Origin of the sequence: Kitasatospora sp. NPDC127035 (genome assembly GCF_042726075.1) — a bacterium.
GTDB lineage: Bacteria > Actinomycetota > Actinomycetes > Streptomycetales > Streptomycetaceae > Kitasatospora.
This window is the reverse complement of sequence record NZ_JBHXDN010000011.1, coordinates 1-26608: the sequence shown is the minus strand read 5'-3', so window position 1 is coordinate 26608 and position 26608 is coordinate 1. Positions and strand designations below refer to the sequence as shown.

The window sequence follows — 26608 nt, the reverse complement described above, 5'->3', positions numbered from 1 at the left end:
GCCCCCGCATGCCCGGCCACACCGCCGTCACCGAGAGCCTCTGGTTCCGCCGCTTCCACCCCGTCGACGCGGCGCCCGCACGGGTCGTGATCTTCCCTCACGCGGGCGGGTCTGCCGGCTACTTCCTGGAGTGGTCGGCGGCCCTCTCGCCCTACGCGGACGTGCTCGCCGTCCAGTACCCGGGCCGGCAGAACCGGTTCGGGGAGCCTGCGGTCGACTCGCTGGCCGTCCTCGCGGACCGGGCCTACCAGGCGCTGCTGGGCTGGGCGGACCGCCCGCTCACCCTCTTCGGGCACAGCATGGGCGCGTCCGTCGCCTTCGAGGTGGCGCGCCGCTTCGAGCGCGACGGGGTGGCCGGACCGGTGCGGCTCTGCGTCTCCGGCAGCCGCGCGCCCTCCGTGCCCCGGGACTCGACGGTCCACCTGCTGGACGACGACGGCCTGCTCGCCGAGGTCGGCAGGCTCGGCGGCACCGACGGGCGCGTCCTGGCCGACCCCGAGCTGCGGGAACTGATCCTGCCGTCACTGCGCGGCGACTACACGGCCATCGAGACGTACTGCGCCGCGCCGGACGCGACGGTCTCCCTGCCGGTGACCGCACTGACCGGCGACGCCGACCCGCGCGCGACGCTCGACCAGGTCCGCGGCTGGGCGGCCCACACCACCGGCGGCTTCGACCTGAACGTGTTCCCCGGCGGCCACTTCTACCTCGCCGACCAGCGCGCCGCCGTGGTGGAGGTCCTGACCGCCCGTCTGCGGGGCTGACCCCGGCGTCAGACGGAGACCAGGTCGACGAGTCGGGCCAGGGCTGCCGCGAGCGCGTCCAGGCCCGGCCCGGCCGCCCCGCCGGGCTCGTCCATGTAGAGGTCGCGGCGGATCTCCACCATGAGCGCGCTGACGTCCGCCGTCCCGCCGTAGTACCGCAGCGGCACGTACGTCCCCGCGAAGGGGCTGTCGAGGCCGGTACCGCCGAACCCCGCGAACGCCCGCTGCGCCGCGTCGAGCAGCGGGGCGGGCGTGTGGCGGGCGTCGGTGCCCAGGCAGATCGGCGGCCGGGGGCCGTCGCCGTGGAGCTCGTACGGCAGGGCCTTCGTCGGGTACGAGTGGACGTCGACGACCACCGCGCGGCCGACCGCCGCGAGGCGCCCGGCGACCGCGGCCGTCATCGCCTCCGCGTACGGGTGGAAGTAGCGGTCGAGCAGCGGCCCTCCGTCGAAGCCGGCCGGGCGGAGGTCCTCGCGGTGGGTGGTCCGGGTGTAGACCGCCCCCATGCCGGCCGCGAGCATCTCCTCGCGCTCGTCGGGGAACCGCTCGGGGTCGACGACCAGCCGGGAGAGCCGGTTGACGAACCGCCAGGGCGTCGATCCGGCGGCCTGCGCGGCCCGGTGGGCGATCTCCGCCGTGTGCGCGTCGGTGATGTGGTCCAGTTCGAGGGCGAGCTCCCGGTCGTCCAGCACGATTCCGGAGCGGACGTCGGCGGGTACCGTTCGGGCGGAGTGCGGGACGTGGAGGATCACGGGGGAGTCGGGCGATCCGGGGTGGAGCCGGAAGGGGCCGGCCACGTCGGGTGCCCCGGGTGTCCCGGGCGTCCTGGGTGCGTCGGGTGCGTCGGGTGCGTCGGTCATCTGTGCCTCGCTGCGCGTCCGGTGGTGCCACGGGGGTGTCACCGCCATCATGTCCGTCCGGGGCCGCCCCGATCACCCGATCAGCGGATCACCCGGCCGACCGGTCGTCCGATCCGCTCCGGCCCTTCGGAACTCCCCTGCGAGGCCCCGCTCAGGAAGCGGGGTCGATGGTGACCTTCACGTGCTTCATGATCGGCTGGTCGCTCTGGGTGCTGTAGTCGCCGAGCGCGCAGAGCACGTTCATCTCGGGCATGTAGCCGGCCGCGCACCCGCGGGGGATGTCGTACGGGATCGCGAGGTAGCCGTGGAGGGAACGCCGGCTGCCGTCCTTGGCGGTGCTGGTGATGTCGACGGGACCGAGGTCGGCGATTCCGCGGTCGCGCATGTCGGCGCGGTTCATGAAGACGAGCGTGCGCAGGTTCTTGACGCCCCGGTAGCGGTCGTTGTCGGAGTAGATGGTGGTGTTCCACTGGTCGTGGGAGCGCATGGTGCCCAGGGCCAGGGTGCCGGGCGCGGGCACGACGTCGGGCAGGGCGGCGGCGGAGAACTCCGCGCGCCCGGACGGCGTCAGGAAGACCAGCTCGCGGGCGGGCTGCCGGATGCGGAAGCCGAGGGGCAGGCGCACCCGGCGGTTGAAGTCCTCGAAGCCGTCGAGCGCCCGGGACATCGTGTCGCGGATCCGGTCGTAGTCCTCGACGTACCACTCCCAGGGCGTGGCGCTGTCGGGCAGGGCGGCACGGGCCATGCCCGCGACGATGGCCGGCTCGGAGAGCAGGTGCGGGGACGCGGGCCGCTTCATGCCGACCGACAGGTGGACCATGCTCATCGAGTCCTCGACGGAGGTGCTCTGCACGCCGCGGCGCTGATGGTCCTTCTCGGTCCGGCCCAGGCAGGGCAGGACGAGGGCCAGGCGACCGTGCACGAGGTGGCTGCGGTTCAGCTTGGTGCTGACCTGGACGGTCAGGTCACAGGCCCGCAGCGCCTCGAAGGTGTACGGGGTGTCGGGCGCGGCCAGGGCGAAGTTGCCGCCCATGCCGACGAACACCGAGATCCCACCGCCGTGCATCGCCTTGATGGTGCCGACGGTGTCCAGGCCGTGCTTCCGGGGCGGCCGGATCCCGCAGACCTCGCCGAGGCGGTCCAGGAACTCGTCGGTGGGGCGGTGGTCGATGCCGCAGGTGCGGTTCCCCTGGACGTTGCTGTGCCCGCGGACGGGGGAGGGACCCGCACCCTCGCGGCCCACGTTGCCGCGGAGCAGGAGCAGGTTGACGACCTCCCGGACGGTGTCGACGCCGTGCTCGTGCTGGGTGAGCCCCAGGCACCAGCTGACGATGCTGCGGTCGGCCTCGCCGTACACGCGCGCCGCCTCCAGGATGTCGGCGCGGACCAGCCCGGACTGCCGCTCGATCTCCTCCCACGCCGTGGCCTCGCACAGTGCGCGGTACTCCTCGAAGCCCGCGGTGTGGCGGTCGATGAACTCCCGGTCCAGCGCCCGGGGGTCGGTGGCGGACTGTTCCAGGACGGCCTTGGCCATGCCGCGCAGCAGCGCCATGTCGCCGCCGATGCGGGGCTGCAGGTTCAGGGTGCTGGTGCGGGTCGTGCGGTAGAGGCCCATGTCGAGGAAGTCGTGGGGGACGATCGTGCGGGTGGCCGCCGCCTCGACCAGCGGGTTGACGTGCACGATCCGGGCCCCGCGGTGGTACGCCGCGGCGAGGGCGGTGAGCATGCGGGGCGCGTTGGAGGCGGCGTTGACCCCCAGGATGAACAGCGCGTCGGCGGCCTCCCAGTCCTGGAGGTCGACGGTTCCCTTCCCGGTGCCGAGCGAGGCCTGCAGCGCGCGGCCGCTGGCCTCGTGGCACATGTTGGAGCAGTCCGGCAGGTTGTTGGTGCCCAGCTCGCGGGCCATCAACTGGTAGAGGAACGTCGCCTCGTTGCCGAGCCGGCCGGAGGTGTAGAACGCGGCCCGGTCCGGGTCGTCCAGCTCCCGCAGGGTGCGGCCGACCAGCTCGAACGCGTCCTTCCAGTCGATCGGGACGTAGTGGTCCGAGGCGGGGTCGTAGACCATCGGTTCGGTCAGCCGGCCCTGGTTCTCCAGGTCGTAGTCGCTCCACCCGGACAGTTCGGTCACCGAGTGCGCGGCGAAGAACTCGCGGCCGACCCGTTTGCGGGTCATCTCCCAGGTGACGTGCTTGATCCCGTTCTCGCAGATGTCCAGGTGCAGGCCCTTGGTGTCGTCCGGCCAGGCACACCCGGGACAGTCGAATCCGCCGTTCTCGTGGTTCATCCGCATGATGGCCCGTGGGCTGTCGACCGGCGATCCCTTGCGGACCAGGAACCGGCTCACGCTCTTGGCCGCGCCCCAGGCGGCGGCGGGGTGGTGGTAGGGACGGAACTCCGGCTCCCCCTCCGGCACGGGCCCGACCCGGGACTCCGTGGGACCGTCGGGCCCCACGGAGTCCCGGGGGGCCTGTTCGTCCTTGTCGGTGCTCAAAGCTCTCCACCCTTCCGCCGTGCGGGGACCCCGTCGGCCCCGCAGGTCACACCCCGCCGTCCTCGGCGCCGATCGACAGGACGACCGCGGCCGTCCGCCCCCTGGGCGTCTCGTAGTCGACGGTGTCGCCGGCCCGGTGGCCGAGCAGCGCGTGGCCGAGCGGGCTGTCGACCGTGACCAGCGTCTCGTCCAGCGCCTCGGCGACCTCGCCGACCTGGACGGTCATCTCCGTGCCGTCCTCGAACCGGACCGTGACGGTGCTGCCCACGCCGACCGCGTCGGTGCTGGGCCGTCCCGCGACGGCTGCCCCGTGGAGCCGTTCGTCGATCTCGGCGATCCGGCGGTCCAGGCGGTCGAGCTCCGTGGCGCGCTGCAACTCGTCGGCCTGGTCCGCCGGATCACCCACCTCGTCCCCGCTCCGCAGGGTGGCGGCGACCTTCTCGCGTTCGATGTGCAGGTCGGCGAGGTCCTGCCGGAGTGCCTCGCGGGCGACCTCGCTGATGGGCTCTGGTCCACCGGTCATTCCTGCTCCTGTCGTGCCGGGGGACGGGAGGTGTCTCCGGCCAATCGCAGAATTGGGGCCTTTTCGAAGATATCAGTCAAATCGCCACGCCGCGGCGGGGGTGGGGCCGTCGGGGCGAGGGGCTCGGCCGCCGCTCCCTTGCCCGCCTCCTCCGCCGCCCCCGAGGCGTCTCCTCCGCCCTTCCTCCGGGCTTCCTCCCTCCTCCGTCCGGCGGGCGTGTGGTCGTTTTCGGGCGGGTGCCGGACGGGGGCAATCGGTGGGACATCAAAAGTTGACACGTTTGTGACAACGAGTCATGCGTAAGGCCTTCCCCAAATGCTCACGGTTCTGGCATGTTGCGTTCAAACCCCGTGTGATCCCCTCACGCACGGGTCGATCGGAGGATGCACGTGTCACCCCTGATATCCCGGAGCGCAGGCCGCCCCGCCGCCGCGCTCGCCCTGCTCGCCGCCGCGACCCTGGCCGCACCCGCCACCCTGGCCGCCGCGGCGCCGGCCGCGTCCACCGCCCCCGCCGTCTCCGCGAAGTTCGCCGCCGAGTCGGCCACCGGTCCGGCCGGGGCGCCGGGCACCACGACCGCCCTCGCGGCCCCCGCCGCCGCGACCGCGCCGCAGATCGCCGCGGGCTGGGCCGCCGGGACCCGCGCCTACCTGGTCATCAGCGCCCCCGCCGACACCGCCGCCGCCAGGACCGCTGTCACCGCCAACGGCGGCACGGTCTTCGCGAGTTACGACGCGATCGGCGTCGTCGTCGCGCACTCGACCTCCGGCACCTTCGCCGCGACCCTGCGCGGGGTGGCCGGAATCCAGCAGGTCGGTGCGACCCGGACCTCGGACGTCCCCGCCGACGCCTACAGTCCGGCGCTTCCCGCCAACCCCGGCCAGTCCGCGACCACGCTCACCGAGAGCAACCGCTGGGACATGACCCAGATCAAGGCCGACCAGGCCTGGGCCGTCTCCACGGGCTCGTCCGCGGTCAAGGTCGGCGTGCTGGACACCGGCGTGGACGACCAGCACCAGGACCTCGCGCCCAACTTCGACGCCGCCGACTCCGCCTCCTGCGCGTACGGCAAGGCCGACACCCGTACCGGTGCCTGGCGCGACGTCGACACCCACGGCACGCACGTCGCCGGCACCATAGCCGCGGCGAAGAACGGCAAGGGCGTCATCGGCGTGGCCCCCGGCGTCAAGATCGCCTCGGTCCGGATAGCCGAGCCGACCAGCACGCTGTTCTTCGCCGAGAACACCGTCTGCGGCTTCGTCTGGGCCGGTGACCACGGCTTCAAGGTGACCAACAACAGCTACTACACCGACCCGTGGCAGTTCAACTGCCCGGACAACGTGGACCAGGCGGCCATCATCGAGGGCGTCCGGCGCGCCCAGGAGTACGCCGAGGGCAAGGGCTCCCTCCAGGTCGCCGCCGCGGGCAACTCCAACTACGACCTGGCCAACAAGACGACCGACAGCGAGAGCCCCAACGACTCGACCAAGGTCACCCGGACCATCACCAACGCCTGCATCGACATCCCGACCGAGCTGCCCGGCGTGGTGACCGTCGCCGCGATGGCCAGCGGCACCGGCAAGGCGTCCTACTCCAACTTCGGCAGGGGCGTCATCGACGTCGCCGCGCCGGGCGGGGACGGCGCCACCGGCGTCTACTCCACGCTGCCGGGCGGCAAGTACGGCAGCAAGAGCGGTACCTCGATGGCCTCCCCGCACGTCGCCGGCGTGGCGGCGCTGATCGCCGGTGCCAACCCGACGTTCACCCCGGCCGACATCCGGTCCCGGCTCGCCACCCAGGCCAACGACGTGGCCTGCCCGGCCTCCGACAGCCGTTGCACCGGGACCACCCCCAACAACGCCTTCTTCGGCGAGGGCCAGGTCGACGCGCTGAAGGCGGTCGGCGGCGGCACCCCGCCGACCGGGAAGTACTTCGAGAACCTGACGGACGTCGCGGTCGCCGACAACGCGACCGCGGAGAGCCCGATCGCCGTCACCGGGGTCGCCGGCAACGCCCCCGCCACCCTCAAGGTCGGCGTGGACGTCAAGCACACCTACCGCGGTGACCTGGTCGTCTCCCTGGTCGCCCCGGACGGCACGGTGTACCTGCTGGAGGACTTCGCGAACAACGACAGCGCCGACAACGTCGTCAAGACGTACACGGTGAACGCCTCCGCGAGTCTCGCGGCCGGTACCTGGAAGTTGCGGGTGAAGGACGGCGCCTCGGGCGACGTCGGCACGATCGACGCCTGGAACCTCACCTTCTAGCCCTTCCGCACCTCTGCCGTCGCCTGCGCTCCGCCGCCTCCCGGGCGGCGGAGCGCAGGTCGTCGGGGCGGGGCGGCGCCGGCCGGGCCCGGTCGTCGGGGTGGCCCGGCGCCCCGTCGGATCAGGGCGTCGCGGGTCCGGGTGCCACCGGCCCGGACAGCGCGGGCCCGGGCGCCGGCGGGCCGGAGTACCACGTGGCGTCGTCGTCGTCCGAGGTGAAGCTCGTGGTGACGGAACCGGTCACCCCGGAGATCAGGCCGAGCAGGAGGAAGACCACCAGCAGCGCCCGCCCGCCGCCGCTCATCACCAGGGGGCGGGTCGCCGAGACCCGGGCGCCGGGCGCCCGGCCGAAGGCGCCCTGTGCGGACAGCGGTGTGCCCGGCTCCTTGACGCCCGGTGCCGAGGCGCCCGACGCCGGTACGACCGGGACCGGGACCGGCCCGTCGGGCTCGTCACCGAACAGCCCCTTCGGGTAGGCCGAGGTGAGCATCAGCAGGTAGGCCATGTAGCGCATCCGGTAGCGCAGGATCGCGGCTGTCGCCTCGAACAGCGGCTGGGGCATCCGCCCCAGGATCAGCACCACCAGCCAGCTGATCCACCCGACCACCCACCACCCGGCGTAGAGCAGGCCCTGGACGATCGCCGCCGGGATCACCAGGATCAGCCGGAAGAACACCGCGAGCCGGTTGAGCTCACCGGGCCGCAGCTCCACCTGGACGGGGTAGTCCGGGGTCCGGAAAGCGAACGGCGGATAGCGGTCGACCGTCAGCAGCAGGTAGGCGTTCACCCGGGTCTCGTACGGCACGTACGAGGAGAGGTAGTCGGCGGCGAAGACCGGCAGCCGGCCCAGGACCAGCGCGCCGAACCAGCCGACCACCGCGACCAGGAACGCCACCACCGACAGCACCCAGACCACGATGAACTGCGGGATCAGCAGCAGGACACGCACCAGCACGGTGAGCCGGTTCTGCGGTCCCGGCGCCGGAATGTCCAGGGCCGGCAGCCACTCGCTCGGATGGGGGGCGGGGGTGGGGGGTGCCTGCCACATCCGTGCCTCCAGGTCTCGACGCCAGGCGTGCGCGGCCAACCCGCCGCGTGCTCCGAAGATCGCAGCAGCCCGCCGCCCCCGCGCGCTGTACTGCGCCGACCGGGGGACGGCGCGGTCGGTGAAACGTTCATATTCCTGTGCGAAAGGGCGGCAGATCGGTCGGACAGCGGTCGTCGACAGCAGGAGAACGAACGTCTGCGGCCGGTTTCGAACAGTCGGTTCGGGGTCGAGGAGTCGCGCGGCAGCATCGACGTGACAGCGCGGGGCCGTCCAGGCCGGGTGTGCTGTCATGTCCAGGACGTACAGTGCCCGCCGCGGGGGTTCCGGTTTGCCAGCGATCGACGACCACGACCACCTCTCCGACGGGGGCGGCCCCGCCGACCTCGCGGACTTCGACGCCTTCCTCCGGGTCTCCGCCGAGCTGACCGGCTTCGACGAGGCCGAGCTGCGCGCGACCGGTATGGCCGACGAGCATCACCGCACGCTCCTCGCGCACCGGGCCCGCGACGAACACGCCCTCCTCCGCCTCTGGTACGTCGGAGCCTGGCCGGACGAACCGCCCTCCTCGCCCCGCGCCTACGACCAGGGACTGATGTGGCGGACCTTCCACGGCGCCCCGCCCGGCTCCACCGCCCCCGGACACGGCAGTTGGTCCGAAGCCCCGAACGGCGGCGGTGACCGGTGAACCGCCGACCGACAGACCGGGACCAGGACGTCATCGTGGTCGGGGCAGGGTTCGCCGGCTCGCTGGTCGCCCACCGTCTCGGCGCGCAGGGCCATCGGGTCCTCGTCCTGGAGGCCGGCCGCCCCGTCCCGGACGCGGTCGCGACCACCACCGCGTACCGCGCGGCCGGCGGCGGCGCCCCCACCTCCCCGTACCCCCTGAGCGAGGACGCCCCCTCTCCCGACGTCACCGACCTCGTCGGCCTTCCCGGCGGCGGCTTCACCGCGACCGGACACCTCGTCCAGCACGGCCCGCTGCCCTACGCCAGCGGCTACCTGCGCGCCAACGGCGGCACCGGACTGCTCTGGACCGGCCTCACCCCGCGCATGCACCCCGAGGACTTCCGCACCGCCGACCTCGGACACGGCCGCAACTGGCCGATCGGCTACCACGACCTCGAACCGTACTACCGCGAGGCCGAGCAGGAACTCGGCGTCGCCGCCGACGCCGGGCAACAGCGCCACGCGGTCGGACTCCCCGTCCCCGAGGACTACGCGTTCCCGATGCGGGCCATCCCCGCGAGCCACCTCGACCGGACCGTCGCCCGCGCCCTCGACGGCCGGACCGTCCGCGATCCGGCGATGACCGAGGACGCCCGGCTCGCCGTCACCGCCACCCCGCACGCCCGCAACGGCCGGACCACCGCCCGGCCGGGTGGCACCTCCGGCCCGGGGGACCGGCACGGCCCGCTCTGCCGGGGCAGCGCCGGCTGCGTGCCGGTCTGTCCGACGGGGGCGAAGTACACGCCGCTGCGCACCCAGGCCCGCTGGGCGGCCACGGTCCGACTGCGCACCGACGCGGTGGTGAGCCGGGTCCTCGTCGACGGCACCGGCCGCGCCACCGGTGTCGAGTACCTCGCCGACGGCGCCGTCCACACCGCGGAGGCCGACCTCGTCGTCCTCGCCGCCCACGCCGTCGAGAACGCCCGGCTGCTGCTCCTCTCCGGCCTCGCCGAACGAAGCGGCCAGGTCGGCCGAAACCTGATGGACCACCCGGCGCTGCTCACCTGGGGCCTCATGCCCGAGCCCGTCGGCCCCTACCGGGGGCCCGGGTCGACCAGTGGGCTGGAGTCCTTCCGCTTCGGTCCGGCCCGCAGGCGCCGGGCGCCGTACCGGGTCGAGATCGGCAACTGGGGCTGGTCCTGGGCCGTCGGACCGCCCCAGGTCGAGGTCGAGGGGCTGCTCCGTGCGGGACTGCGCGGGAAGGAGCTGCGGCATCGGCTGGGCGACCGGCTCGGCCGTCAGTTCTCCCTCCAGTTCGAACTGGAGCAGCCGGCCGACCCGGCGAACCGGGTCACCCTCGACCCCGACCGCCGGGACCGCCTGGGCCTGCCGCGTCCGGCGATCCGCTACGACCTCTCCCCGTACGTCCGGGCCGGCATGGCCTCCGCCCGCGCGGTCTCCGACCAGCTCTTCGCGCTGCTCGGTGCCGAGGACCACACCCGCTACGAGGCGGGCCCGGGCTGGCCCGGCCGGCTGGAGCACGAGGGCCGCAGCTACGCCTACCGCGGCGCCGGCCACGCCGGCGGCACCCACGTCATGGGCGACTCGCCGGCCACGTCCGTGGTCGACCAGTGGCAACGCTGCTGGGAACACCCCAATCTCTACGCCGTCGGGTGCGGCTCCATGCCCTCCCTCGGCACGTCCAACCCCTCGCTCACCATGGCCGCGCTCGCGCTGCGCAGCGCCGACCGGATCCACCAGGACCTGCTGGCGCTGCGGGACCGGGCCACGCTCTCGGCGCCGTCGCCCGCCGTGCCGTCGACCTCGACGCCGTCGACCGCCGTACCGCCTGCGGCACCGACCGTTGACGGTGCGCCACTCGCCGCACCGTCGCCGACCGGACCGCAGCCCGCTGTCCCTGACATTCCCGCTGTCGCTCCCGCTGCCGTTCCCGCCGTTCCTGTCGTTTCTCCGTCCGCCGTCGTCCCTTCGGCCCGTCCGTCGGCCGCACCTCTCCGGGAGTCCCTGTGACCGGTCTGCCTCTCCCACCCGTACCGGAGCCCTACCACCTGCCGTTCCACTACGGCGCCCTGCACAACATCGGCGTGGACTACCTGGTCGAGCCGGGGCCCGTTCGCGAACTGCTCGCGAAGCGCCACCCCGCGCTGGCCGCAGCCGAGTTCGGGGACCGGGCGTGTGTCTCGCTCAACTACCAGCTCTACTTCGCGCAGTACCCCACCGGCGGCGGCATCACCGAGGAGGTGGAGATCAACGTCATCGCCTACCCCCGGAACGCCGCCGACCGGCTCCCGGCCGTCGGCTACGGCGAGTACGCCCGCGGCTACGACCGGACCGGTCTGCTCGGCATCGCCCGCCTCCACGTGCTCTGCGACAACCCGCTCGCCATCGACGCCGGCACCCGGCTCTACGCCGAACCCAAGTACCCCGGCTGGTTCGTGACGGTGCTGCCCTCGCTCAACGCGGCCGCCGTCCACGACCGCTGGTCCTTCTCCTGCCGCCGGGCGGCCCTGGAACCGGACCGGACGGACGCCGCGGACGGACACGACGGGCCGGACGGACAGGGCGGACAGGACGGACAGGACGGTGCCGACGCACCGCGCCGCCTCCGGCGGTACGACGAGGAACTCCTCGCGGTCGAGGCCGACCTCGCCGGACTCGACGGCGAGCCGGTCGTGAACACCCCGATCACCGGGTACGGCACCGACCAGGAGGGCAGGCTGCTGGCCGGGCCGCTCCTGGTGCACCAGCCGTACCGTTTCCACCCGCTCGACGACCGCACCGCCGGACGGATCCGGCTCACGCTCGGCGACCGGACGGCGGAGGCCGTCGGAGACCTCGCGCGGCTGGTGGGCGAGGCGCCCGCCGCGGGGGTGTGGACGTACCAGTCGGCCCCGGTGGCCGCCCACCACCGCGCCTACTACCTGCCCTGAGGTCCGGGCCGGGCGTACGGTCCGGACCTCGCCCGTCGCCTGCCGGCGTGCCCGGACGGAGGGCGCACCGGCAGGCGCGCAGGCGCGCTGGGTGCCGGGGTGCGGGAACGGAGGCGTGCGGGCGTCCACAGGAACAGGCCGGCCGTTCGGGTCAGGCCGGCTCAGGCCGGTTCGGGTGAGGCCCGAGCGGTGCCCACCGCCTCCTCCTCGACGGCGGGGGCCGTGGGGCCGTCCGTCGCCGACCGGGCCCAGCGGCCCGCGAGCAGCGTGCCCACCACGAGCTGCAACTGGTGGTACATCATCAATGGCAGCACCAGGAGGCCGGCCTGAGGGCCGAACAGCACGGTGGCCATCGGCAGCCCGCCGGCCAGGCTCTTCTGCGAACCGCAGAGTACCGCCGCGATGCCCGAGGCCCGGTCCAGCCCCAGGAGCCGGACGCCCAGCGCGGCGCAGGCGAGGGTGGTGGCGAGCAGGAGCAGCAGGACCGCCGCCAGGCCGAGCAGGACGGTGGGTGTGACCGTGTGCCAGATGCCCTGTTCCACCGCGCTGCTGAACGCCGTGTAGACGACCAGCAGGATCGAGCCCCGGTCGACCGGGGTGAGCACCCGCCGGTGGCGGCTCAGGAAGGCGCCGATCCACGGGCGCAGCAGCTGCCCGACGACGAACGGCGCGAGCAACTGGGCACAGATCCGCACCACGCCCTCCGCCGACAGGGCGGCGCGGGCGCCGAGCAACCAGGCCGCCAGCAACGGGGTCAGTACCAGACCGGCCAGGCTCGAATACGTCCCGGCACAGATCGCGGCGGGTACGTTGCCCCGCGCGGCGCCGGTGAGCGCGACCGAGGACTGGACCGTCGACGGGACCAGGCAGAGGAACAGCACCCCGGCCCGCACCTGCTCGGTGAGCGGGACGGGCGTCAGGATCGCCGTGGCGACCCCGAACAGCGGGAACACGACGAAGGTGCAGACGAGTACGAGCCCGTGCAACCGCAGGTGCCGGAGTCCGGCGACCGTCTCGCGGGCCGACAGCCGGGCGCCGTAGAGGAAGAAGAGAAGGCCGACCGCGAGGTCGCAGGCCAGGTCGGCGCCGCGCGCGGCCCGTCCGGTGGCGGGCAGCAGTGCGGCGAGCAGCACCGCCCCGGCCAAGGCCGCCACGTAGGGATCGAGGGCGCGCCACCAGGGCCGTGGTGGGCCCGCGCCGCCGGGTGCCGGGCGGCCCCGCGCGTCCGGTGGCGGTGCCCGGTGCCGACGGGCCGCGTTCACGTCTCCCCCTCCGCCTCCGGGCCCGTCGCGGGCACTCCCAGCAGACCGGTCGCCAGGACGACGCCGCCGTCGTGGTCGCTGCCGGCCGAGCCCCGACCGGTCTGGAGGTTGGCCGTCCGGTCCACCTCGACGATCGAGTCGATCCTGGGGTTGTCGATCACGGTGATCAGGCTCCGCTCCGCCGCCGCCGGGACGGCGCAGCCGAGCACCGCCCAGGCACCGGCCAGTCCGGCGGCGGCCACGTGCCGCCGCCCCCGGCGCGGCCGGGCGGGCCGGCCCGGGCCAAGGCCCTTCACACGCCCACCTCCTCGCGGACGTGCGGCCGTGCGATGTTCCGCTCCAGCAGTTCCGTGGACTCGCGGACACCGATCTCGCGCCGCTGCCCGACCGGGGCCGGGAGCCGGCCGTCCGCCCCCTTGAGGCCGGCCAGTGCCTCGTCCATCGCCTGATGGGCGGCGAACAGGCAGGGGGTGCTGTAGATCGCGACGTCGACCCCCAGATCGCCGAGCTCCGAGAGGGAGAGCCGCGGTGACTTGCCGCCGGCGATCTGGTTGAAGAGCAGCGGCTTGTCGCCCACGACCTGCCGGATCCGTCGGATCCACTCCTCGCTGCGGACGCCGTCGACGAGGACGACGTCCGCGTCCGTGGCGGCGAGCGCCTCCGCCCGCCGGAGGATGTCGGACTCCTCGGTGGCGTCCGTCCGGGCGACCACCACGAGGTCGGTGCGGGTGGCGAGCACCTGGTGCAGTTTCTCCAGGTACTCGTCGAGCGGGAGGACCTGCTTGCCGTCGGCGTGGCCGCACCGCCGGGGCCGCTTCTGGTCCTCCAGGATCACACCGGACGCGCCGATCCGCTCCAGCCGCCGCACCACGTGGCAGGCCACCTCGGGATCGACGTAGCCGTCGTCGATGTCGACCAGCAGGTGGTGCTGCGGGAAGGCGCCGCGCAGCCGCTCCACGAAGGCGACCATGTCCGGCCAGGCGATGAATCCGATGTCGGGCAGGCCGTAGTAGGACGCCGCGAATCCAAAACCGGAGACGAACATTCCGTCGTAGTGTTCGGCTGCGATCGATGCGGAGTACATGTCGTAGACGCCGATGAGCGGGGTCGTTCCCGGGGTGGCGATCCGCTCGCGCAGCCGCTGTCCGTGACTTGCGGCAGCGATGCCGCTCTCGTGAAGGTTCTCGTGTCGCAACGCCATCTCCTCACTTGCGGGACCCGCACGCGGGACGCACGGGACTTTGCCATAAATTGGCCATTCCTAGGGCCAACTGAGGCAACATCACTATGCTCTCTTTAATGTTCCGTGGGCAAATCTTTAAGGGAAGTTCCCTCGCGAGAGTGATATGCAGTCATATTGATCCGAGGAATTCGCCGAGAATGGGGCGAGGACGGCGCTCAGAGCGCGAGCCGGCCGCCGATCACGTACCAGTGACCGCCCGCGCCCAGGTGGTCGACGAGCGCGCGCTGGACGGCGGTGTCGCGGGGGAGCGAGGCGAGGGGCTGCCCGGCGTCGCCGAAGACGTAGCGGAGCGGATTGGTGTCCTCGGGCTCCGGGGGGCCGCCGGGGCGGCGCAGCGGGACGAACCGCCGCTGGAACCGCACGATGTTCGAGTCGTCGGGCAGGTAGTGCCCGAGCTGGGGGTCCAGCAGCCAGGAGAAGATGCAGGCCGCCCGGTACGGCTCGGCGGGGAAGTGGGCGGGGAAGAACGCCCGGGCCCGCTCCAGCGAGCGGTCGCAGGCCGCGGGGGAGAGCGGGCCGGAACTGTCGGGGACGTGCAGCTGGAGGATCCACTCGCCGAGGCCCGCCGCCCGGGCGGCCTCGGTGACCCGGGCGTCCGGTCCGCCGTCGCCGGTCGTGCTCCTGCGCTGGAACTGGAGCCGGCCGAGCTGGAACAGCTCGCCGCGGAAGTGCAGTGTCAGCCAGGAGGGGCTGCCCAGCCCGGTGGGCCGTCCGCGCCACCGGCTCACCGCGAGCTGCCGGCCGAGATCGGCCAGGGTGGTCCGGGTCACCTCCGGCGCGACTCCCAGCGTCCGGTGGTACGCCCGGGTGTGCGGTGCCAGGGCGACGAACAGCAGGGTGGAGAGCAGCCCGCCGCCGTCGGTGTCGGCCGGCCAGTCGCGGGTGAGACCGGACGGCCGTCCGAGCGTTCCGACCGCCGCGGTCTGGAGGTGCAGCATCTCCTCGAAGACGGTCCGCAGGCCGCGGTCCCGGGCCAGCCGCGACCGCGCGGCCAGCACTCCGTTCACCGCGTCGAACGGGACTGCCAGTTCCAGCAGCGCGTCCGCCAGTTCCTCGTCCGCCGGCAGGTACTGCTCCACGGTTCCTCCTCGGTGCGCGGCCCGCTCGGCCGTCCGAGCGGGGCGACCGGGTGACCCTATCGACCGGCGGGGTGTCCGGGCGCGGGGAACCGGGCCCGCGCGGTCGGCCGGGTGAGGGCCGGCGCCGACCGCGCCCGTGAGGTCAGCGCGCCCGGCCGCCCGCGCGGCGGTCGCGCAGCCCCCGGAGCGCCCGGCGAACCGTCCGGGTGGCCACCGGCGGGAGGAGGTCGAGCAGCAGTCGTCGGGGGGTCGACCGCGGCGCCGTGCCCGACCGTACGGCGTTGTTCAGCCGGACGACCGGCACCCCGGCGATGGTGTCCTCGTCCACGGTGAAGCCCTCGGCCCGCCAGTCCCGGGCCAGCAGGATCCGACGGACCGCCTCGGCGTCGCCCCACGTCCCGTAGAACTTCATCGGCGTGAGCAGCACCGGCCGCAGTCCGCCCGTGAACACCGCCTGCCAGACCGCCGCCGAGACACCGGGGGTGTGCTCCGAGCGGTAGTCGTCCAGGACCACCAGGCCGTCCTCGGCGAGTGCCGCCCGCGCCACCTCGATGTCCCCGGCCACGTGCTCGTACAGGTGGGAGGCGTCGACGTGGACGAAGCGGCAGCTGTCGGCCGGGATCCGGCCGTCGGCCAGCACCGACGTCGGCGCCTGGACGATCTCCGGCAGCCGCGGGTGGAAGGCCAGGTAGTTCGCCTCGAACGCGGCCCTGGTGAGCGAGGTCCGGTACGACATCGTCATCTCGGCGGCGTTGTCGGCGTCGCCGGCCTCGGAGTCGAAGAGGTCGCAGACCGTCAGCCGCTCGCCCGGCCGCAGGTGGTCGCCGAGGAGGACGGCGCTGCGGCCGAGGTAGGTCCCGAGTTCGAGGATGTCGCCGGTGCGTCCGGCCGTGCTCTGGGCGGCGAGCAGGTGGCGGAAGGCCTCCTGGTCGAGCCGGAAGAACCAGCCGGGGATGGCGTCCCGGCTCGGGGCCGGGCGGGGTGCCGCCGTGGTCGCGGTCGTGGCGGCGGGGCCGGTGGCGGTGTCGGCACTGGGCACGGCGGTCTCCCTGCGGACGGGGCGGAGCGTGCGCGGGCGGGGCCCGGCGAGCGGTTCACGCGCGGCAGTGCCCTGGTCCGGGGGGCGGACCGGCCGTGCTGCGAGGGCGTCATCATAGCGACGGGCGGGCGCCGCGGGGAGCCGTGCGGAAGGACTTTCCGCACGCGCCGGTCGGGCCCCGTGTTCATCCTCGCGTCACGGTGCGGACACCCCCGGGCGTCGTCCCGGCGTCCACGCGTCGCCGGGCGGGCGCCGCCCGGCTACCTCGCCGGCCCGGCGCCCTCCAGCCGGGTGATCGTCTCCGCGAGCCAGGCCCGTTCCGCCGCGCCGGAGGCCCGGGCGACCAGCAGCATGCCGCGCCGGAACGGGTTGTCCTCCTGTTCGGCGGCGACCGGTCGGCCGTCCGCGTCGTAGAAGAAGCTGCTCGGCGCGTCCAGGAACGCCAGTCGCCGACGGAGCACGGCGGCCTGGCGGGCCGGGTCGGGGAGGCGGTGGAGGAAGGCGGCGACGGTGAAGAAGCGGATCTGGTCGGAGATCTCGGCCTCCTCCGGTTCGGCCAGCCGCCGCTCCAGTTCCTCCCGCCCCCCGGGGGTGAGCTCCAGGACCTGCCGGGGGACGGCTCCGCTGCCCGGCCTGCTGTGGCGCAGCAGCATCCCGGCCTTCTCCAGGCGGGTGATCGCGGGGTAGAGGGCGCCGTCGCTGACCGGTCGGACGTGGCCGGTCAGGCCGCGGATCCGGGACTTCAGCTCGTAGCCGTGCAGCGGCTCCTCGTGCAGGAATCCGAGGATCGCGAGGGTCAGCACCGTCGCACGTCCTTCCGCCGTCGTGACGTCCGGTCGGGCCGGACACCCGCTCGTACGGGCTCTGAACGGGCGTCATGGTATCCCTTGCCGGGATGCATCGATTCGATGTATCTCTATTCGAGGCAAGCGCCCGCCGGGGCGCGGCGGAGCACGGGGAGACATCATGCGGGGGCACCTGCCACGACTGGTCGCACTGGCGGGACCGGTCTACGGGGAACTGCTGTCCGGGGTGGTCGCCTCCGTCGTCGGCACCTTCTGGGTGGCCGGGCTGGGCGGGCCGGCCGTCGCCGCCGTCACGCTCGCCGGCACCGTGGAGAACCTGTTGCTCGGCCTGGTCCTGGTGGTCGTCTCGGGGACGACCCTGCGGCTCTCGCGGGCCCACGGCGCGGGCGACCGGGCCGAGGCCGGCCGGGTCGCAGGTGCCGCCTGGCGGCTCTGCGCCGTCGGCAGCGTCGCGATCGCCGTCCCCGGCTTCCTGTTCCGCGCACCGCTGGCCGACGCCTTCCTGGACGGCGAGGCCGCCGGACTCGCGGCCGACTACCTCACGGTCGCGTTCCCCGCCTTCGTGCTGTTCTTCGGCCAGCGGATCGCCGACGAGCTGTTCAAGGGCACCGGCGACACCCGGACGCCGATGCGGACGGCCCTGCTCTCGAACGCGCTGCTGCTGGTCCTGGACCCGCTGCTGATCCTCGGTCCGGGCCCCTTGCCGGCCCTCGGCGTCACCGGCGCGGCCCTCGCCCTGACCGCCTCCCGGGCCGTGACCCTCGCGGTCACCGTGCTCCTCCGGCGCCGCCACCGGCTGCCCGCCCACCCGGACGGGCTGCTGCGGACGGCACGCCGGATCGCGGCCGCCGGTGCGCCGTCCGGTCTCGACTTCACCGCCCGGATGGGCGTCGGGACGGTCCAGCTCGGGCTGGTGGCCTCCTTCGGCGTGCCCGCCGTGGCCGGGTACGGGGTCGGCTACCGGGTGCTGCTGGTCGTCACCATGGCCTTCTACGCCGTCCGGCAGGCCGCCGCGATCGAGGCCGCCCGGCTGGTCGGGGCCGGTGCCGTGCGCGCCCTGGGCCGCGACACCGCCCGGCTGGCCGGCGCGCTCGGCGGCGGTGCGGCCGTCCTCTGCGCGGTCACGGCGGTGCCGCTGGCCCGGCTCTTCACGGACGACCCGGCGGTGGCCGGCGAAGCGGTCGGGTTCCTGCGGACGGCCGGGCTCTACCTGCTGCCGTACGCGCTGGTGGTCGCCCTCGGCGGGGTCCATCAGGCGGTCGGCGCCGGGCGCCCGCTGATGGTGTCCGTGCTGCTCGGCCTCACGGCGCAACTCGCCTCCGGCATCGCGCTGTCGGGCCCGTTCGGGGTGGCCGGCCTGTGGGCCGGGACGGCGGTCGGCGCGCTCGTCCAGCTGGTGCTGCTCCACGTCCTGACGGTCCGCCGCCGGCCGGCCGGGCCGCCGGAGGGGTCCGCGGAGTCCGCCGGGCCGTCCGCGGGGGGTCACCCGGCGGTGACCCCCGCGGACGGCCCGGCGTCGGGGCGGGCCTCAGGCGGTGCGACCGTGCGGCAGGCGGGTGGCGAGCAGGGCGCCCGCGGCGGCGGTGGCGGCCAGGGCCCAGAGCGCCGGGCCCAGGGCGGTGACCAGCGGATGGCCCGCGGTCAGGGTGGCCGCGGTGGCCACACCGACGGCCGGACCGATGTTCATCGCGGTCTGCTGCAGCCCGCCCGCCACCCCGGCGTCGGCCGGCGAGGCGGCACGGACGATCGCCGCCGTCGCGGTGACCATCACCGTCCCGAACCCGGCGCCCAGCAGCAGGAAGGCCCCACCGATCGCGAGCACGCCGGTGGCCGGTCCGAACCCGGCGACCCCCAGGGCCCCGGCCGCGATCGCCGACATCCCCGCCACGACCGTACGGCGCGGACCGTACCGGCGGGCCAGCACGGCGGAGGCCGGCGCGGACGCCACCATCGCCACCGCCAGTGGCAGGGACCGCACCGCGCTCGCGAGCGGGTCGAGGGCGAGGACGTCCTGGAGGAAGTAGGTGCCGAGGAAGATCGTGCCGAAGAGCGCGGCCGAGGCGGTCGACAGCACGCCGAGGGCCGCCGTCACCGTGGTCGAGCCGATCACGGCCGGTGGCAGCAGCGGTCGCGCGGTGCGCCGCTCGTGCCGGAGGAAGGCGGCTCCCAGCGCGGCGGACGCGGCGAGGCCGAGCCAGGTGCCGGCCGTCCAGCCCCGGTCGGGGATTCCGGTCAGGGCGAAGGCCAGGCAGGACAGCGTCGCCCCCAGCAGCGCGGCGCCGGGGAGGTCCAGCCCGGCGGCGCGGTCGCCGGGCGCGTGCGGGAGCCGGACGAACAGGGCGGCGGCGCCGGCCGCGACGGCGGGCAGGACGGTGAGGACGAAGACGGACCGCCAGCCGAAGTGGGTGGTCAGCGCACCGCCGACGACCGGGCCGGCGGCGGCCGCCAGGCCGATCGCGCTGGTGCGCAGCGCGATCGGCGTGCCGAGCCGGTCGGCGGGGTAGGCGGCCCGCAGCAGTCCGAGGGTGGCGGGCTGGAGCAGTGCGCCGGCCACTCCCTGGGCGACCCGCTGGGCGATCACCCAGCCGATGTCGGGCGCCAGGGCGATCCCCGCGGAACTGGCGGCGAACCCGAGCACGCCGACGGCGAAGACCCGCTGGTGTCCGTAGCGGTCGCCGAGCCGCCCGGCGAAGACCAGCAGGCTGGCCACGGTGATGAGGTACGCGGTGCTGGTCCACTGCACGTCGGAGAGGGAGGCGTCGAGGTCGCGTCGGAGGCTCGGCTGGGCGACGGTGAGCACCGTCCCGTCGAGGGCCACGACGGCGGCCCCGGTGATGCTGCCGGCCAGGGTGAGGCGCTGCCGGGTGGCCGCGTTCACCGGGGCTCCGGGCCGAGGTGGGCGTCGAGGGCGGCGCGCAGCAGCGGTTCGAGGGTGTCGGTTCCGGTGACGAGCCGCAGGGTGCCCCAGGCGCGGAGCTGGGCGAGGCCGTGGAGGTTGGCCCAGAACGCCGCCGCGGCGGTGACGGGGTCGGGCACGCCGGCCGGGTCCGGGACGCCGGGCGGTGCGGCGGCGTACGGCCCGGGCCCGCCGGTGCGGCCCGCGGTGTCCGGGCGGGCCTCGGCGACCAGGCGGGCGATGACCTCGAAGAGCGGCAGGGTGGTCCGCCGCAGGTCGGAGCCGCTGCCCTCCAGCACGTCGTGGCGGAACATCAGCTCGAACATGCCGGGCTGGGCGGCCGCGAAGTCGAGGTAGCCGCGGGCCAGCCGGCCGAGCGCCGCCCGGGCGGCGGGGCCACCTGCTCCGACAGGGTCCGCGGCCGGCCCGGCGAGGCCGAGCGAGGCGGCCAGGTCGTCGAAGCCGCGCCGGGCGATGGCCGCGAGCAGTTCGACGTGGGTGGCGAAGTAGCGGCGGGGGGCGCCGTGCGAGACGCCGGCCTGGCGGGCGATCTCGCGCAGGGTGAGGGCGTGCACGCCCTCGCGGGTCACCAGCTCGACGCCGGCCGTCACCAGGCGCCCGCGCAGGCCGGTGGTGGAGTCCTGATCGGTCATGGACACTGTCTACCAAGATCGAGTAGACATTGTCTACTCGCGGTCGGAGCGGGTCGGCGGGCAGAATCGGCGGCATGGACGAAGGCGGCGAGCCGGCCTGCTGGCTGGACCGGGTGTGCGAGGACTGCGGGCGCCTGCGGGAGCGTCCCGGACCGGGGCCCTGTGAACACTGCGGCACCGGCGCCGGGCCGGTCGGCGGCGCGGATCCCGGCGCGCGCGCCGGTGCGGACGACCGGACGGACGGACGACCGGACGGCGTCACGGGCACCGCGCCGGACGGGGAACGCCCCGGGGCGGGTCACCGTCGGTGACCCGCCCCGGGAACGGACGTGGGAACGAACGGGGCGTCAGCGCGACAGCCCGTCGAGCGTCTGGCCCGAATCGGCCGCCGTGGAGCCCGGCGTCGGCGTGCCGGGCGGGATCTGCTCGGCGTCCGGAACCGTCGGTCCGGCCTCCTGGGCCGGTGCCCCGCCCTGCCCGGGGAGGTGCGCGGGCCCCGAGCCGGGCGCGCGGGTCGGTACCCACCGCTGCCGTCCCAGCACCGTGCCGAGCCGTTCGACGGCCGGTTGCGTGTAGCGCGCGGCCAGCGGCCCGGTGACCACCAGGATCAGCACGTACGCGGTCGCCAGCGGGCCGAGGCCGGGCTCGATGCCCGCGGTGACGGCCAGGCCGGCGATGACGATCGAGAACTCCCCGCGTGACACCAGCGCCCCGCCGGCCCGCCACCGGCCCCGCGTGGCGATCCCCGCGCGCCGCGCCGCCCAGTAGCCGGTCGCGACCTTGGTGAGCGCGGTGACCACGGCCAGCAGCAGGGCCGGCAGCAGGACCGGCGGAATGCTGGTCGGGTCGGTGCTGAGACCGAAGAACACGAAGAACACCGCGGCGAAGAGGTCCCGCAGCGGGCTGAGCAGGATGTGCGCGCCCTCCGCGGCCTCGCCGGACAGGGCGATGCCGACCAGGAAGGCGCCGACCGCGGCCGACACCTGGAGCTGCTGGGCGATGCCCGCGACCAGCAGGGTCAGTCCGAGGACCACCAGCAGCAGCTTCTCCGGGTCGTCGTGCGAGACGAACCGCGAGATCAGGCGCCCGTAGCGGAGGGCGACGAAGAGCACCGCGCCGGCCGTGGCCAGGGCGATGGCCAGTGTGACGGAGCCCGCGAGCAGGCCCGCGCCGGCCAGCAGCGCGGTCAGGATCGGCAGGTAGACCGCCATCGCCAGGTCTTCCAGCACCAGGATGCTGAGGATCACCGGGGTCTCCCGGTTGCCGAGCCGTCCGAGGTCGCCGAGCACCTTGGCGATGACTCCCGAGGACGATATCCAGGTCACCCCGGCCAGCACCACCGCCGCCACCGGGCCCCAGCCGAGCAGCAGCGCGGCCACCGCCCCGGGTGTCGCGTTGAACAGGAAGTCCACGGCGCCGGCCGGGTACTGGGCCTTGAGGTTGGTCACCAGATCGGCGGCGGTGTACTCCAGGCCCAGCATCAGCAGCAGCAGGACGACGCCGATCTCGGCGCCGGTGGCCACGAACTCCTCGCTGGCGCTCAGCGGCAGCAGCCCGCCCTTGCCGAACGCCAGCCCGCCGAGCAGGTAGAGCGGGATCGGGGAGAAGCCGTAGCGTCCGGCGATCCGCCCGAGCAGGCCGAGGACGAGGATGACGGAGCCGAGCTCGATGAAGACGGTGGCGGTGTGCATCCGATCACTCCCGATCCAGGATCGCGGCCGCCGTGTCGACGCCCTCGCGGGTGCCGATGACGATCAGGATGTCGCCGCCGGCCAGCCGGAAGTCGGGTGTGGGGGAGGGCACGGCGCCGGTGCGCCGCAGGACGGCGACGATCGAGGCGCCGGTCTCGGTGCGCATCCGGGTCTCGCCGAGCAGCCGCCCGTTCCAGTACGAGGCGCCCTCGACCGGGAGCCGCTCGGCGACCAGACCGAGGTCGGTGGTGTGCAGCAGGCCCGGGCTGTGGTGAGCGGGCGTCAGGGCGTCGACCAGGGCGGCGGACTCCTCGGCGGTGAGCCGGAACGCCTGGGAGCAGGCGTCCGGGTCGTCCGAGCGGTAGACGTTCAGACTGCGCGCACCGTCCCGGTGGGCGATCACGGACAGGTGCCGTTGTTCTCGGGTGGTGAGGTCGTACTGGACGCCGACACCGGGCAGCGGGGTGGTCCGGACACGGGGGATCGACACGGCGGCTGTCCTCTCGTCAGGGTGCTCCGCGGGGCTGCGTGTGGCGCGGGCGCGCCGGAGCACAGAGGAACGCCGGCGCCTGACCGCGTGTGACACGCGAACGCGCAACCGGATCAATAGTAATGAGTATGTAAAGTCCGAAAATGACACCCCGGTCCGAGGAGCCGAAAACGACACCTCGAACCGGGGGAGACGGCCTGCCGGGAAGCGGTCCGCCGGTCGGGACGGGACCGCCGGAACGGCGGCCCTACTGGGGCGGCTGGTCGCGCAGCTGGTCCTTCACCCTCTCCTGGGCCGTGTCGACGTGGCCGCTGTACTTGCCCTGCGTCCGGTCGTCGACCATGTCACCGCCCTTGTCGACGGCCTTCTCGGCCTGGCTCTCGTGGCCTTTCAGCATCTGCTTCAGCTTGTCCATCATGGACATGTGGTCACACTCCTGGATGAGACGGCCCCACTCCCTCCAGCATCACCGCGCACCGGAGTGTCCGCATCCGGTCAGCTTGCGCGCCGGGGTTGGCAAGGCGGCGAGGAACATGTCAAATCGGGAGTCCCACGGACCGTCGGAAGGACTCGCCTTGAACGTTCGGACCGGTCGCCAGGCCGCCACGCCCCGCCCCCGGGCCGCCACCGCCCGCCGCACGGCGGGCGCCGCGCTGGCCGTCGCGGCGCTGGTGACCCCGCTGCTGCTGGTCGGCACCGGCACCGCCACCGCAGACTCGGACCCGGCCCGCAAGGGGGCCAAACTGGCCGCGCGGCTGGTCGACGACAGCAGCGCGGACGAGGCCTTCGAGACCCTGGAGGCGTTCCAGCGCTTCGCCGACCGCAACGGCGGCAACCGGGTGGCCGGCGCGCGCGGCCACGAGCAGTCCGCCGGCTACGTCTACGAGCAGGCCCGCCGGGCCGGCCTGAAGGTGTCGAAGCAGGAGTTCGAGTACACCTTCTTCCAGGCCCTGTCCGAGCGGTTCGCCGTGGTCTCCCCGCAGGCCGAGGAGCTGACGGTGCGGACCATGACCTACTCGGTGAGCGGCCCGGCGGGCGGCCTGACCACCGGGCTCGCGGTCGTTCCGGTGGATGCCACGACCGGCTGCGAGGCCACCGACTACGCCGCCGGCACGGTCACCGGCAAGGTCGCCCTGATCCGCCGCGGCGGGTGCAGCTTCGCCGTCAAGGCGGCCGCGGCGGCCGACGCCGGCGCGGCCGGGGCGATCGTCTACAACAACACCGCGGGCGACCTCAACGGCACCCTCGGCGACCCGGCCGCCGGCCGGATCCCGACCGGCGGCATCTCCCAGGCCGCCGGTGAGGCCCTCGCCGCCAAGGCCGCGGCCGGCCCGGTGACCGTCGCCCTGGACATCCGCACGTTCATGGAGAAGCGCAAGACCTGGAACGTCTTCGCGGAGACCCGCGGCGGCGACGAGGACAACACCGTGGTCGTCGGCTCCCACCTCGACTCCGTGGTGACCGGGCCCGGCATCAACGACAACGGCTCGGGCTCGGCCGGCATCCTGGAGGTCGCGAAGAACCTCGGCACCCGGCCGGTGAAGAACAAGGTGAAGTTCGCCTGGTGGTCCGCCGAGGAGTTCGGCCTCAAGGGCTCCGAGGCCTACGTGAAGTCGCTGTCCGAGGCCGAGAAGAAGAAGATCAAGCTCTACCTGAACTTCGACATGATCGCCTCGCCCAACTCCGCCCAGTTCGTCTACGACGGCGACGACTCCGACCACGTCGGCTCGGGCCCCGGCCCGGCCGGCTCCGCGCAGCTCGAACGCCACATCACCGACTTCCTCGACGACTGGGACGTCCCGCACGAGGGCACCGACTTCACCGGCCGCTCCGACTACGGACCGTTCATCGAGGCGGGCATCCCGGCCGGCGGCACCGACACGGGCGCCGAGGTGATCAAGACCGCCGAGCAGGCCGCACGCTACGGCGGCACCGCCGGGGTGGCCTTCGACAAGTGCTACCACAAGGCCTGCGACGACCTGGAGAACCTCGACCTCGCCGCCTTCGACGTCAACATCGCCGTGATCGCGAACGCCGTCGGCACCTACGCGTGGGACCTCTCCTCGCTGTACGCGCCGGTCGCGCCGCAGCACACCGACGGCCAGGCCGGCAGCGGCGGCGGCCTCCAGGAGGGCCACGCCCACGAGGTCGAGGCCTGACCGCACCGGTGGAACCCGGGGCCCGGCCCCGGCCCCGGAGGGCTGCTGCCCGAGGGGGCCGAGGCCCCGCCCGCCTCCGCGCCCGACCCGGCCCGGTCCCCCCTCCCGCCCCGTGCGGACGGGAGGCCGGGCCGGAGTCGTGGGCGCCCCGGCCGCGGGCGCCCCACCGCCCGGGGCGCCGGTCGGGGCCCGATGGGTGCGACGCCGGGGCGCCTGACACCATGGCACGGAGATCACGTCACCGTGACACCCTCGGAGGAGTCAGCACCATGAGCAGCACGCACTACGACGTCGTCGTCCTCGGCGCGGGCCCCGGCGGCTACACCGCGGCCGTCCGCGCGACCCAGCTCGGCCTGAAGGCCGCCGTCATCGAGTCGAAGTACTGGGGCGGGGTCTGTCTCAACGTCGGTTGCATCCCCTCCAAGGCACTGCTGCGCAACGCCGAGCTCGCGCACATCGTCACCAAGGAGGCCAAGACCTTCGGTATCAGGATCGAGGGCCAGGTCACCTTCGACTACAGCGAGGCCTTCAAGCGCAGCCGCACCGTCGCCGACGGCCGCGTCAAGGGCGTCCACTACCTGATGAAGAAGAACGGCATCACCGAGTACGACGGCCGCGGCACCTTCGTCGACGACCGCACCCTCCAGGTCGCGCTGAACGGCGGCGGCTTCGAGATCGTCACCTTCGACCACTGCATCATCGCCGCCGGTGCCTCCACCCGGCTGCTCCCCGGCACCGGCCTCAGCGACCGCGTGGTCACCTACGAGGAGCAGATCCTCACCGAGGACCTGCCCGGCAGCATCGTCATCGCGGGCGCGGGCGCGATCGGCGTCGAGTTCGCCTACGTGCTCCACAACTACGGCGTGAAGGTCACCATCGTCGAGTTCCTCGACCGGATGGTGCCGCTGGAGGACGCCGAGGTCTCCGCCGAGCTCGCCAAGCAGTACCGCAAGCTCGGCATCGAGGTGCTCACCTCCACCCGCGTCGACTCGATCGACGACAAGGACCCGGCGGCCAAGGTCCGCGTCACCGTCACCGCCAAGGACGGGCAGCAGAAGGTCCTGGAGGCCGACAAGGTCCTCCAGGCGATCGGCTTCGCGCCGCGCGTCAACGGCTACGGCCTGGAGAACACCGGCGTCAGGCTCACCGAGCGCGGTGCGATCGCCGTCGACGGGCGCGGCCGGACCAACGTCGAGCACATCTTCGCCATCGGTGACGTCACCGCCAAGCTGATGCTGGCCCACGCCGCCGAGGCGATGGCCGTCATCGCGGCCGAGACCATCGCCGGTGCGGAGACCATGGAGCTGGACTTCGCGATGATCCCGCGCGCCACCTACTGCCAGCCGCAGATCGCCAGCTTCGGCTACACCGAGGTGCAGGCCCGCGAGCTCGGCTACGACGTCAAGGTCGCCAAGTTCCCGTTCACCGCCAACGGCAAGGCCCACGGCCTCGGCCACCCGATCGGCTTCGTCAAGGTCATCAGCGACGGCAAGCACGGCGAGCTGCTCGGCGCCCACCTGATCGGGCCCGAGGTCACGGAGCTGCTGCCGGAGCTGACCCTGGCCCAGCAGTGGGACCTCACCGTGCACGAGGTGGCCCGCAACGTCCACGCCCACCCGACCCTCGGCGAGGCGGTCAAGGAGGCGATCCACGGGCTGGCCGGGCACATGATCAACATGTGATTCCGGATCCGGTCGCGGGTCTCGTCCCGGATCCGGGA

The 26608-nt window shown here is 73.8% G+C and carries 22 protein-coding genes and 1 pseudogene; 8 read left to right on the top strand and 15 right to left on the bottom strand.

What is annotated here, in order from left to right; genetic code table 11:
- Positions 1-8 precede the first annotated feature (8 nt).
- Entirely contained in the window at positions 9-764 is a 756-nt protein-coding gene (locus ACFWIC_RS09740) for a thioesterase II family protein (RefSeq protein ID WP_380517381.1), read from the top strand.
- An 8-nt stretch (positions 765-772) separates the two neighbouring features.
- On the opposite strand, the gene ACFWIC_RS09735 is transcribed toward ACFWIC_RS09740, so the two are convergent.
- The 3 genes from ACFWIC_RS09735 to ACFWIC_RS09725 all read right to left on the bottom strand — a co-directional run bounded on the left by ACFWIC_RS09735 (position 773) and on the right by ACFWIC_RS09725 (position 4638).
- Positions 773-1624, bottom strand: coding sequence for an N-formylglutamate amidohydrolase (locus ACFWIC_RS09735; protein WP_380517378.1), 852 nt, complete (start codon positions 1622-1624; stop codon positions 773-775).
- Between the two features lie 151 nt (positions 1625-1775).
- Positions 1776-4115 carry an FdhF/YdeP family oxidoreductase gene (locus tag ACFWIC_RS09730; RefSeq protein WP_380517375.1) on the bottom strand — a complete coding sequence of 780 codons (2340 nt, stop codon included), beginning with the start codon at positions 4113-4115 and terminating at the stop codon, positions 1776-1778.
- A 46-nt stretch (positions 4116-4161) separates the two neighbouring features.
- Positions 4162-4638: a GreA/GreB family elongation factor gene (locus ACFWIC_RS09725; RefSeq protein WP_329875747.1), complete on the bottom strand. Its 477-nt coding sequence runs from the start codon at positions 4636-4638 to the stop codon at positions 4162-4164.
- A gap of 383 nt (positions 4639-5021) precedes the next feature.
- Between ACFWIC_RS09725 and ACFWIC_RS09720 the strand changes: the two genes are divergently transcribed.
- Positions 5022-6905: a S8 family serine peptidase gene (locus tag ACFWIC_RS09720; RefSeq protein WP_380517372.1), complete on the top strand. Its 1884-nt coding sequence runs from the start codon at positions 5022-5024 to the stop codon at positions 6903-6905.
- Positions 6906-7026: 121 nt separating this feature from the next.
- Here the strand turns inward: ACFWIC_RS09720 and ACFWIC_RS09715 are convergent, their stop codons facing one another.
- The gene (locus tag ACFWIC_RS09715; RefSeq protein ID WP_380517369.1) at positions 7027-7953 is read right to left on the bottom strand and encodes a DUF4389 domain-containing protein; all 927 of its coding nucleotides are present in this window, start codon (positions 7951-7953) and stop codon (positions 7027-7029) included.
- Between the two features lie 328 nt (positions 7954-8281).
- Here ACFWIC_RS09715 and ACFWIC_RS09710 point away from each other — a divergent pair, with 328 nt between their 5' ends.
- From ACFWIC_RS09710 to ACFWIC_RS09700, 3 genes are read left to right on the top strand one after another with little or no spacing between them, the layout of a single operon-like run.
- Positions 8282-8638 (top strand): hypothetical protein, encoded by a 357-nt coding sequence (locus tag ACFWIC_RS09710; RefSeq protein ID WP_329950559.1) that lies wholly within the window; start codon positions 8282-8284, stop codon positions 8636-8638.
- Between the two features lie 35 nt (positions 8639-8673).
- Entirely contained in the window at positions 8674-10650 is a 1977-nt protein-coding gene (locus ACFWIC_RS09705) for a GMC family oxidoreductase (RefSeq protein ID WP_380517366.1), read from the top strand.
- A complete protein-coding gene (locus ACFWIC_RS09700; RefSeq protein ID WP_380517363.1) occupies positions 10647-11570 on the top strand; it encodes a hypothetical protein in 924 nt (307 codons plus the stop codon). The genes ACFWIC_RS09705 and ACFWIC_RS09700 overlap by 4 nt, the downstream gene beginning before the upstream one ends.
- Before the next feature lie 161 nt (positions 11571-11731).
- Here the strand turns inward: ACFWIC_RS09700 and ACFWIC_RS09695 are convergent, their stop codons facing one another.
- From ACFWIC_RS09695 to ACFWIC_RS09670, 6 genes are all read right to left on the bottom strand, one after another.
- The gene (locus tag ACFWIC_RS09695; protein WP_380517360.1) at positions 11732-12724 is read right to left on the bottom strand and encodes a bile acid:sodium symporter family protein; all 993 of its coding nucleotides are present in this window, start codon (positions 12722-12724) and stop codon (positions 11732-11734) included.
- Between the two features lie 104 nt (positions 12725-12828).
- Positions 12829-13128 (bottom strand): hypothetical protein, encoded by a 300-nt coding sequence (locus tag ACFWIC_RS09690; protein WP_355400341.1) that lies wholly within the window; start codon positions 13126-13128, stop codon positions 12829-12831.
- A complete protein-coding gene (locus tag ACFWIC_RS09685; protein ID WP_380517356.1) occupies positions 13125-14033 on the bottom strand; it encodes an oxaloacetate decarboxylase in 909 nt (302 codons plus the stop codon). Before ACFWIC_RS09685 ends, ACFWIC_RS09690 begins: the two co-directional genes overlap by 4 nt.
- Before the next feature lie 197 nt (positions 14034-14230).
- Positions 14231-15154, bottom strand: a complete 924-nt coding sequence (locus ACFWIC_RS09680; RefSeq protein ID WP_380517353.1) for an acyltransferase domain-containing protein — start codon at positions 15152-15154, stop codon at positions 14231-14233.
- Between the two features lie 142 nt (positions 15155-15296).
- A complete protein-coding gene (locus ACFWIC_RS09675; RefSeq protein WP_380517350.1) occupies positions 15297-16193 on the bottom strand; it encodes a class I SAM-dependent methyltransferase in 897 nt (298 codons plus the stop codon).
- A 260-nt stretch (positions 16194-16453) separates the two neighbouring features.
- A complete protein-coding gene (locus tag ACFWIC_RS09670; protein WP_380363365.1) occupies positions 16454-16996 on the bottom strand; it encodes a PadR family transcriptional regulator in 543 nt (180 codons plus the stop codon).
- Positions 16997-17159: 163 nt separating this feature from the next.
- Between ACFWIC_RS09670 and ACFWIC_RS09665 the strand changes: the two are divergent.
- Positions 17160-18242, top strand: a pseudogene (locus tag ACFWIC_RS09665) (MATE family efflux transporter); the annotation flags it as partial.
- A 285-nt stretch (positions 18243-18527) separates the two neighbouring features.
- Here the strand turns inward: ACFWIC_RS09665 and ACFWIC_RS09660 are convergent.
- The 5 genes from ACFWIC_RS09660 to ACFWIC_RS09640 form a co-directional block, all read right to left on the bottom strand.
- On the bottom strand, positions 18528-19877 hold the full coding sequence (locus ACFWIC_RS09660; RefSeq protein ID WP_380517347.1) for an MFS transporter: 1350 nt from the start codon (positions 19875-19877) through the stop codon (positions 18528-18530).
- Entirely contained in the window at positions 19874-20548 is a 675-nt protein-coding gene (locus tag ACFWIC_RS09655) for a TetR/AcrR family transcriptional regulator (RefSeq protein WP_380517344.1), read from the bottom strand. Before ACFWIC_RS09655 ends, ACFWIC_RS09660 begins: the two co-directional genes overlap by 4 nt.
- A 347-nt stretch (positions 20549-20895) precedes the next feature.
- Positions 20896-22239: a cation:proton antiporter gene (locus ACFWIC_RS09650; RefSeq protein ID WP_329875770.1), complete on the bottom strand. Its 1344-nt coding sequence runs from the start codon at positions 22237-22239 to the stop codon at positions 20896-20898.
- 4 nt (positions 22240-22243) lie between these two features.
- Complete coding sequence (locus ACFWIC_RS09645; protein WP_329950568.1) at positions 22244-22729, bottom strand: TrkA C-terminal domain-containing protein; 486 nt, start codon at positions 22727-22729, stop codon at positions 22244-22246.
- Between the two features lie 247 nt (positions 22730-22976).
- The gene (locus ACFWIC_RS09640) at positions 22977-23153 is read right to left on the bottom strand and encodes an antitoxin (protein WP_329875774.1); all 177 of its coding nucleotides are present in this window, start codon (positions 23151-23153) and stop codon (positions 22977-22979) included.
- A gap of 229 nt (positions 23154-23382) precedes the next feature.
- Here ACFWIC_RS09640 and ACFWIC_RS09635 point away from each other — a divergent pair, with 229 nt between their 5' ends.
- Together ACFWIC_RS09635 and lpdA are read left to right on the top strand one after the other, a co-directional pair.
- Positions 23383-24888 carry a M28 family peptidase gene (locus ACFWIC_RS09635; protein WP_380517590.1) on the top strand — a complete coding sequence of 502 codons (1506 nt, stop codon included), beginning with the start codon at positions 23383-23385 and terminating at the stop codon, positions 24886-24888.
- 269 nt (positions 24889-25157) lie between these two features.
- The gene (lpdA, locus tag ACFWIC_RS09630; RefSeq protein ID WP_329950570.1) at positions 25158-26570 is read left to right on the top strand and encodes a dihydrolipoyl dehydrogenase; all 1413 of its coding nucleotides are present in this window, start codon (positions 25158-25160) and stop codon (positions 26568-26570) included.
- Positions 26571-26608 lie beyond the last annotated feature (38 nt).

Coding starts and splice junctions, on each gene's coding strand:
- ACFWIC_RS09655 (WP_380517344.1), bottom strand. CDS start 20,548: ATGACCGATCAGGACTCCACCACCGGCCTGCGCGGGCGCCTGGTGACG.
- ACFWIC_RS09720 (WP_380517372.1), top strand. CDS start 5,022: ATGCACGTGTCACCCCTGATATCCCGGAGCGCAGGCCGCCCCGCCGCC.
- ACFWIC_RS09685 (WP_380517356.1), bottom strand. CDS start 14,033: ATGGCGTTGCGACACGAGAACCTTCACGAGAGCGGCATCGCTGCCGCA.
- ACFWIC_RS09640 (WP_329875774.1), bottom strand. CDS start 23,153: ATGTCCATGATGGACAAGCTGAAGCAGATGCTGAAAGGCCACGAGAGC.
- ACFWIC_RS09735 (WP_380517378.1), bottom strand. CDS start 1,624: ATGACCGACGCACCCGACGCACCCGACGCACCCAGGACGCCCGGGACA.
- ACFWIC_RS09725 (WP_329875747.1), bottom strand. CDS start 4,638: ATGACCGGTGGACCAGAGCCCATCAGCGAGGTCGCCCGCGAGGCACTC.
- ACFWIC_RS09715 (WP_380517369.1), bottom strand. CDS start 7,953: ATGTGGCAGGCACCCCCCACCCCCGCCCCCCATCCGAGCGAGTGGCTG.
- lpdA (WP_329950570.1), top strand. CDS start 25,158: ATGAGCAGCACGCACTACGACGTCGTCGTCCTCGGCGCGGGCCCCGGC.
- ACFWIC_RS09650 (WP_329875770.1), bottom strand. CDS start 22,239: ATGCACACCGCCACCGTCTTCATCGAGCTCGGCTCCGTCATCCTCGTC.
- ACFWIC_RS09740 (WP_380517381.1), top strand. CDS start 9: ATGCCCGGCCACACCGCCGTCACCGAGAGCCTCTGGTTCCGCCGCTTC.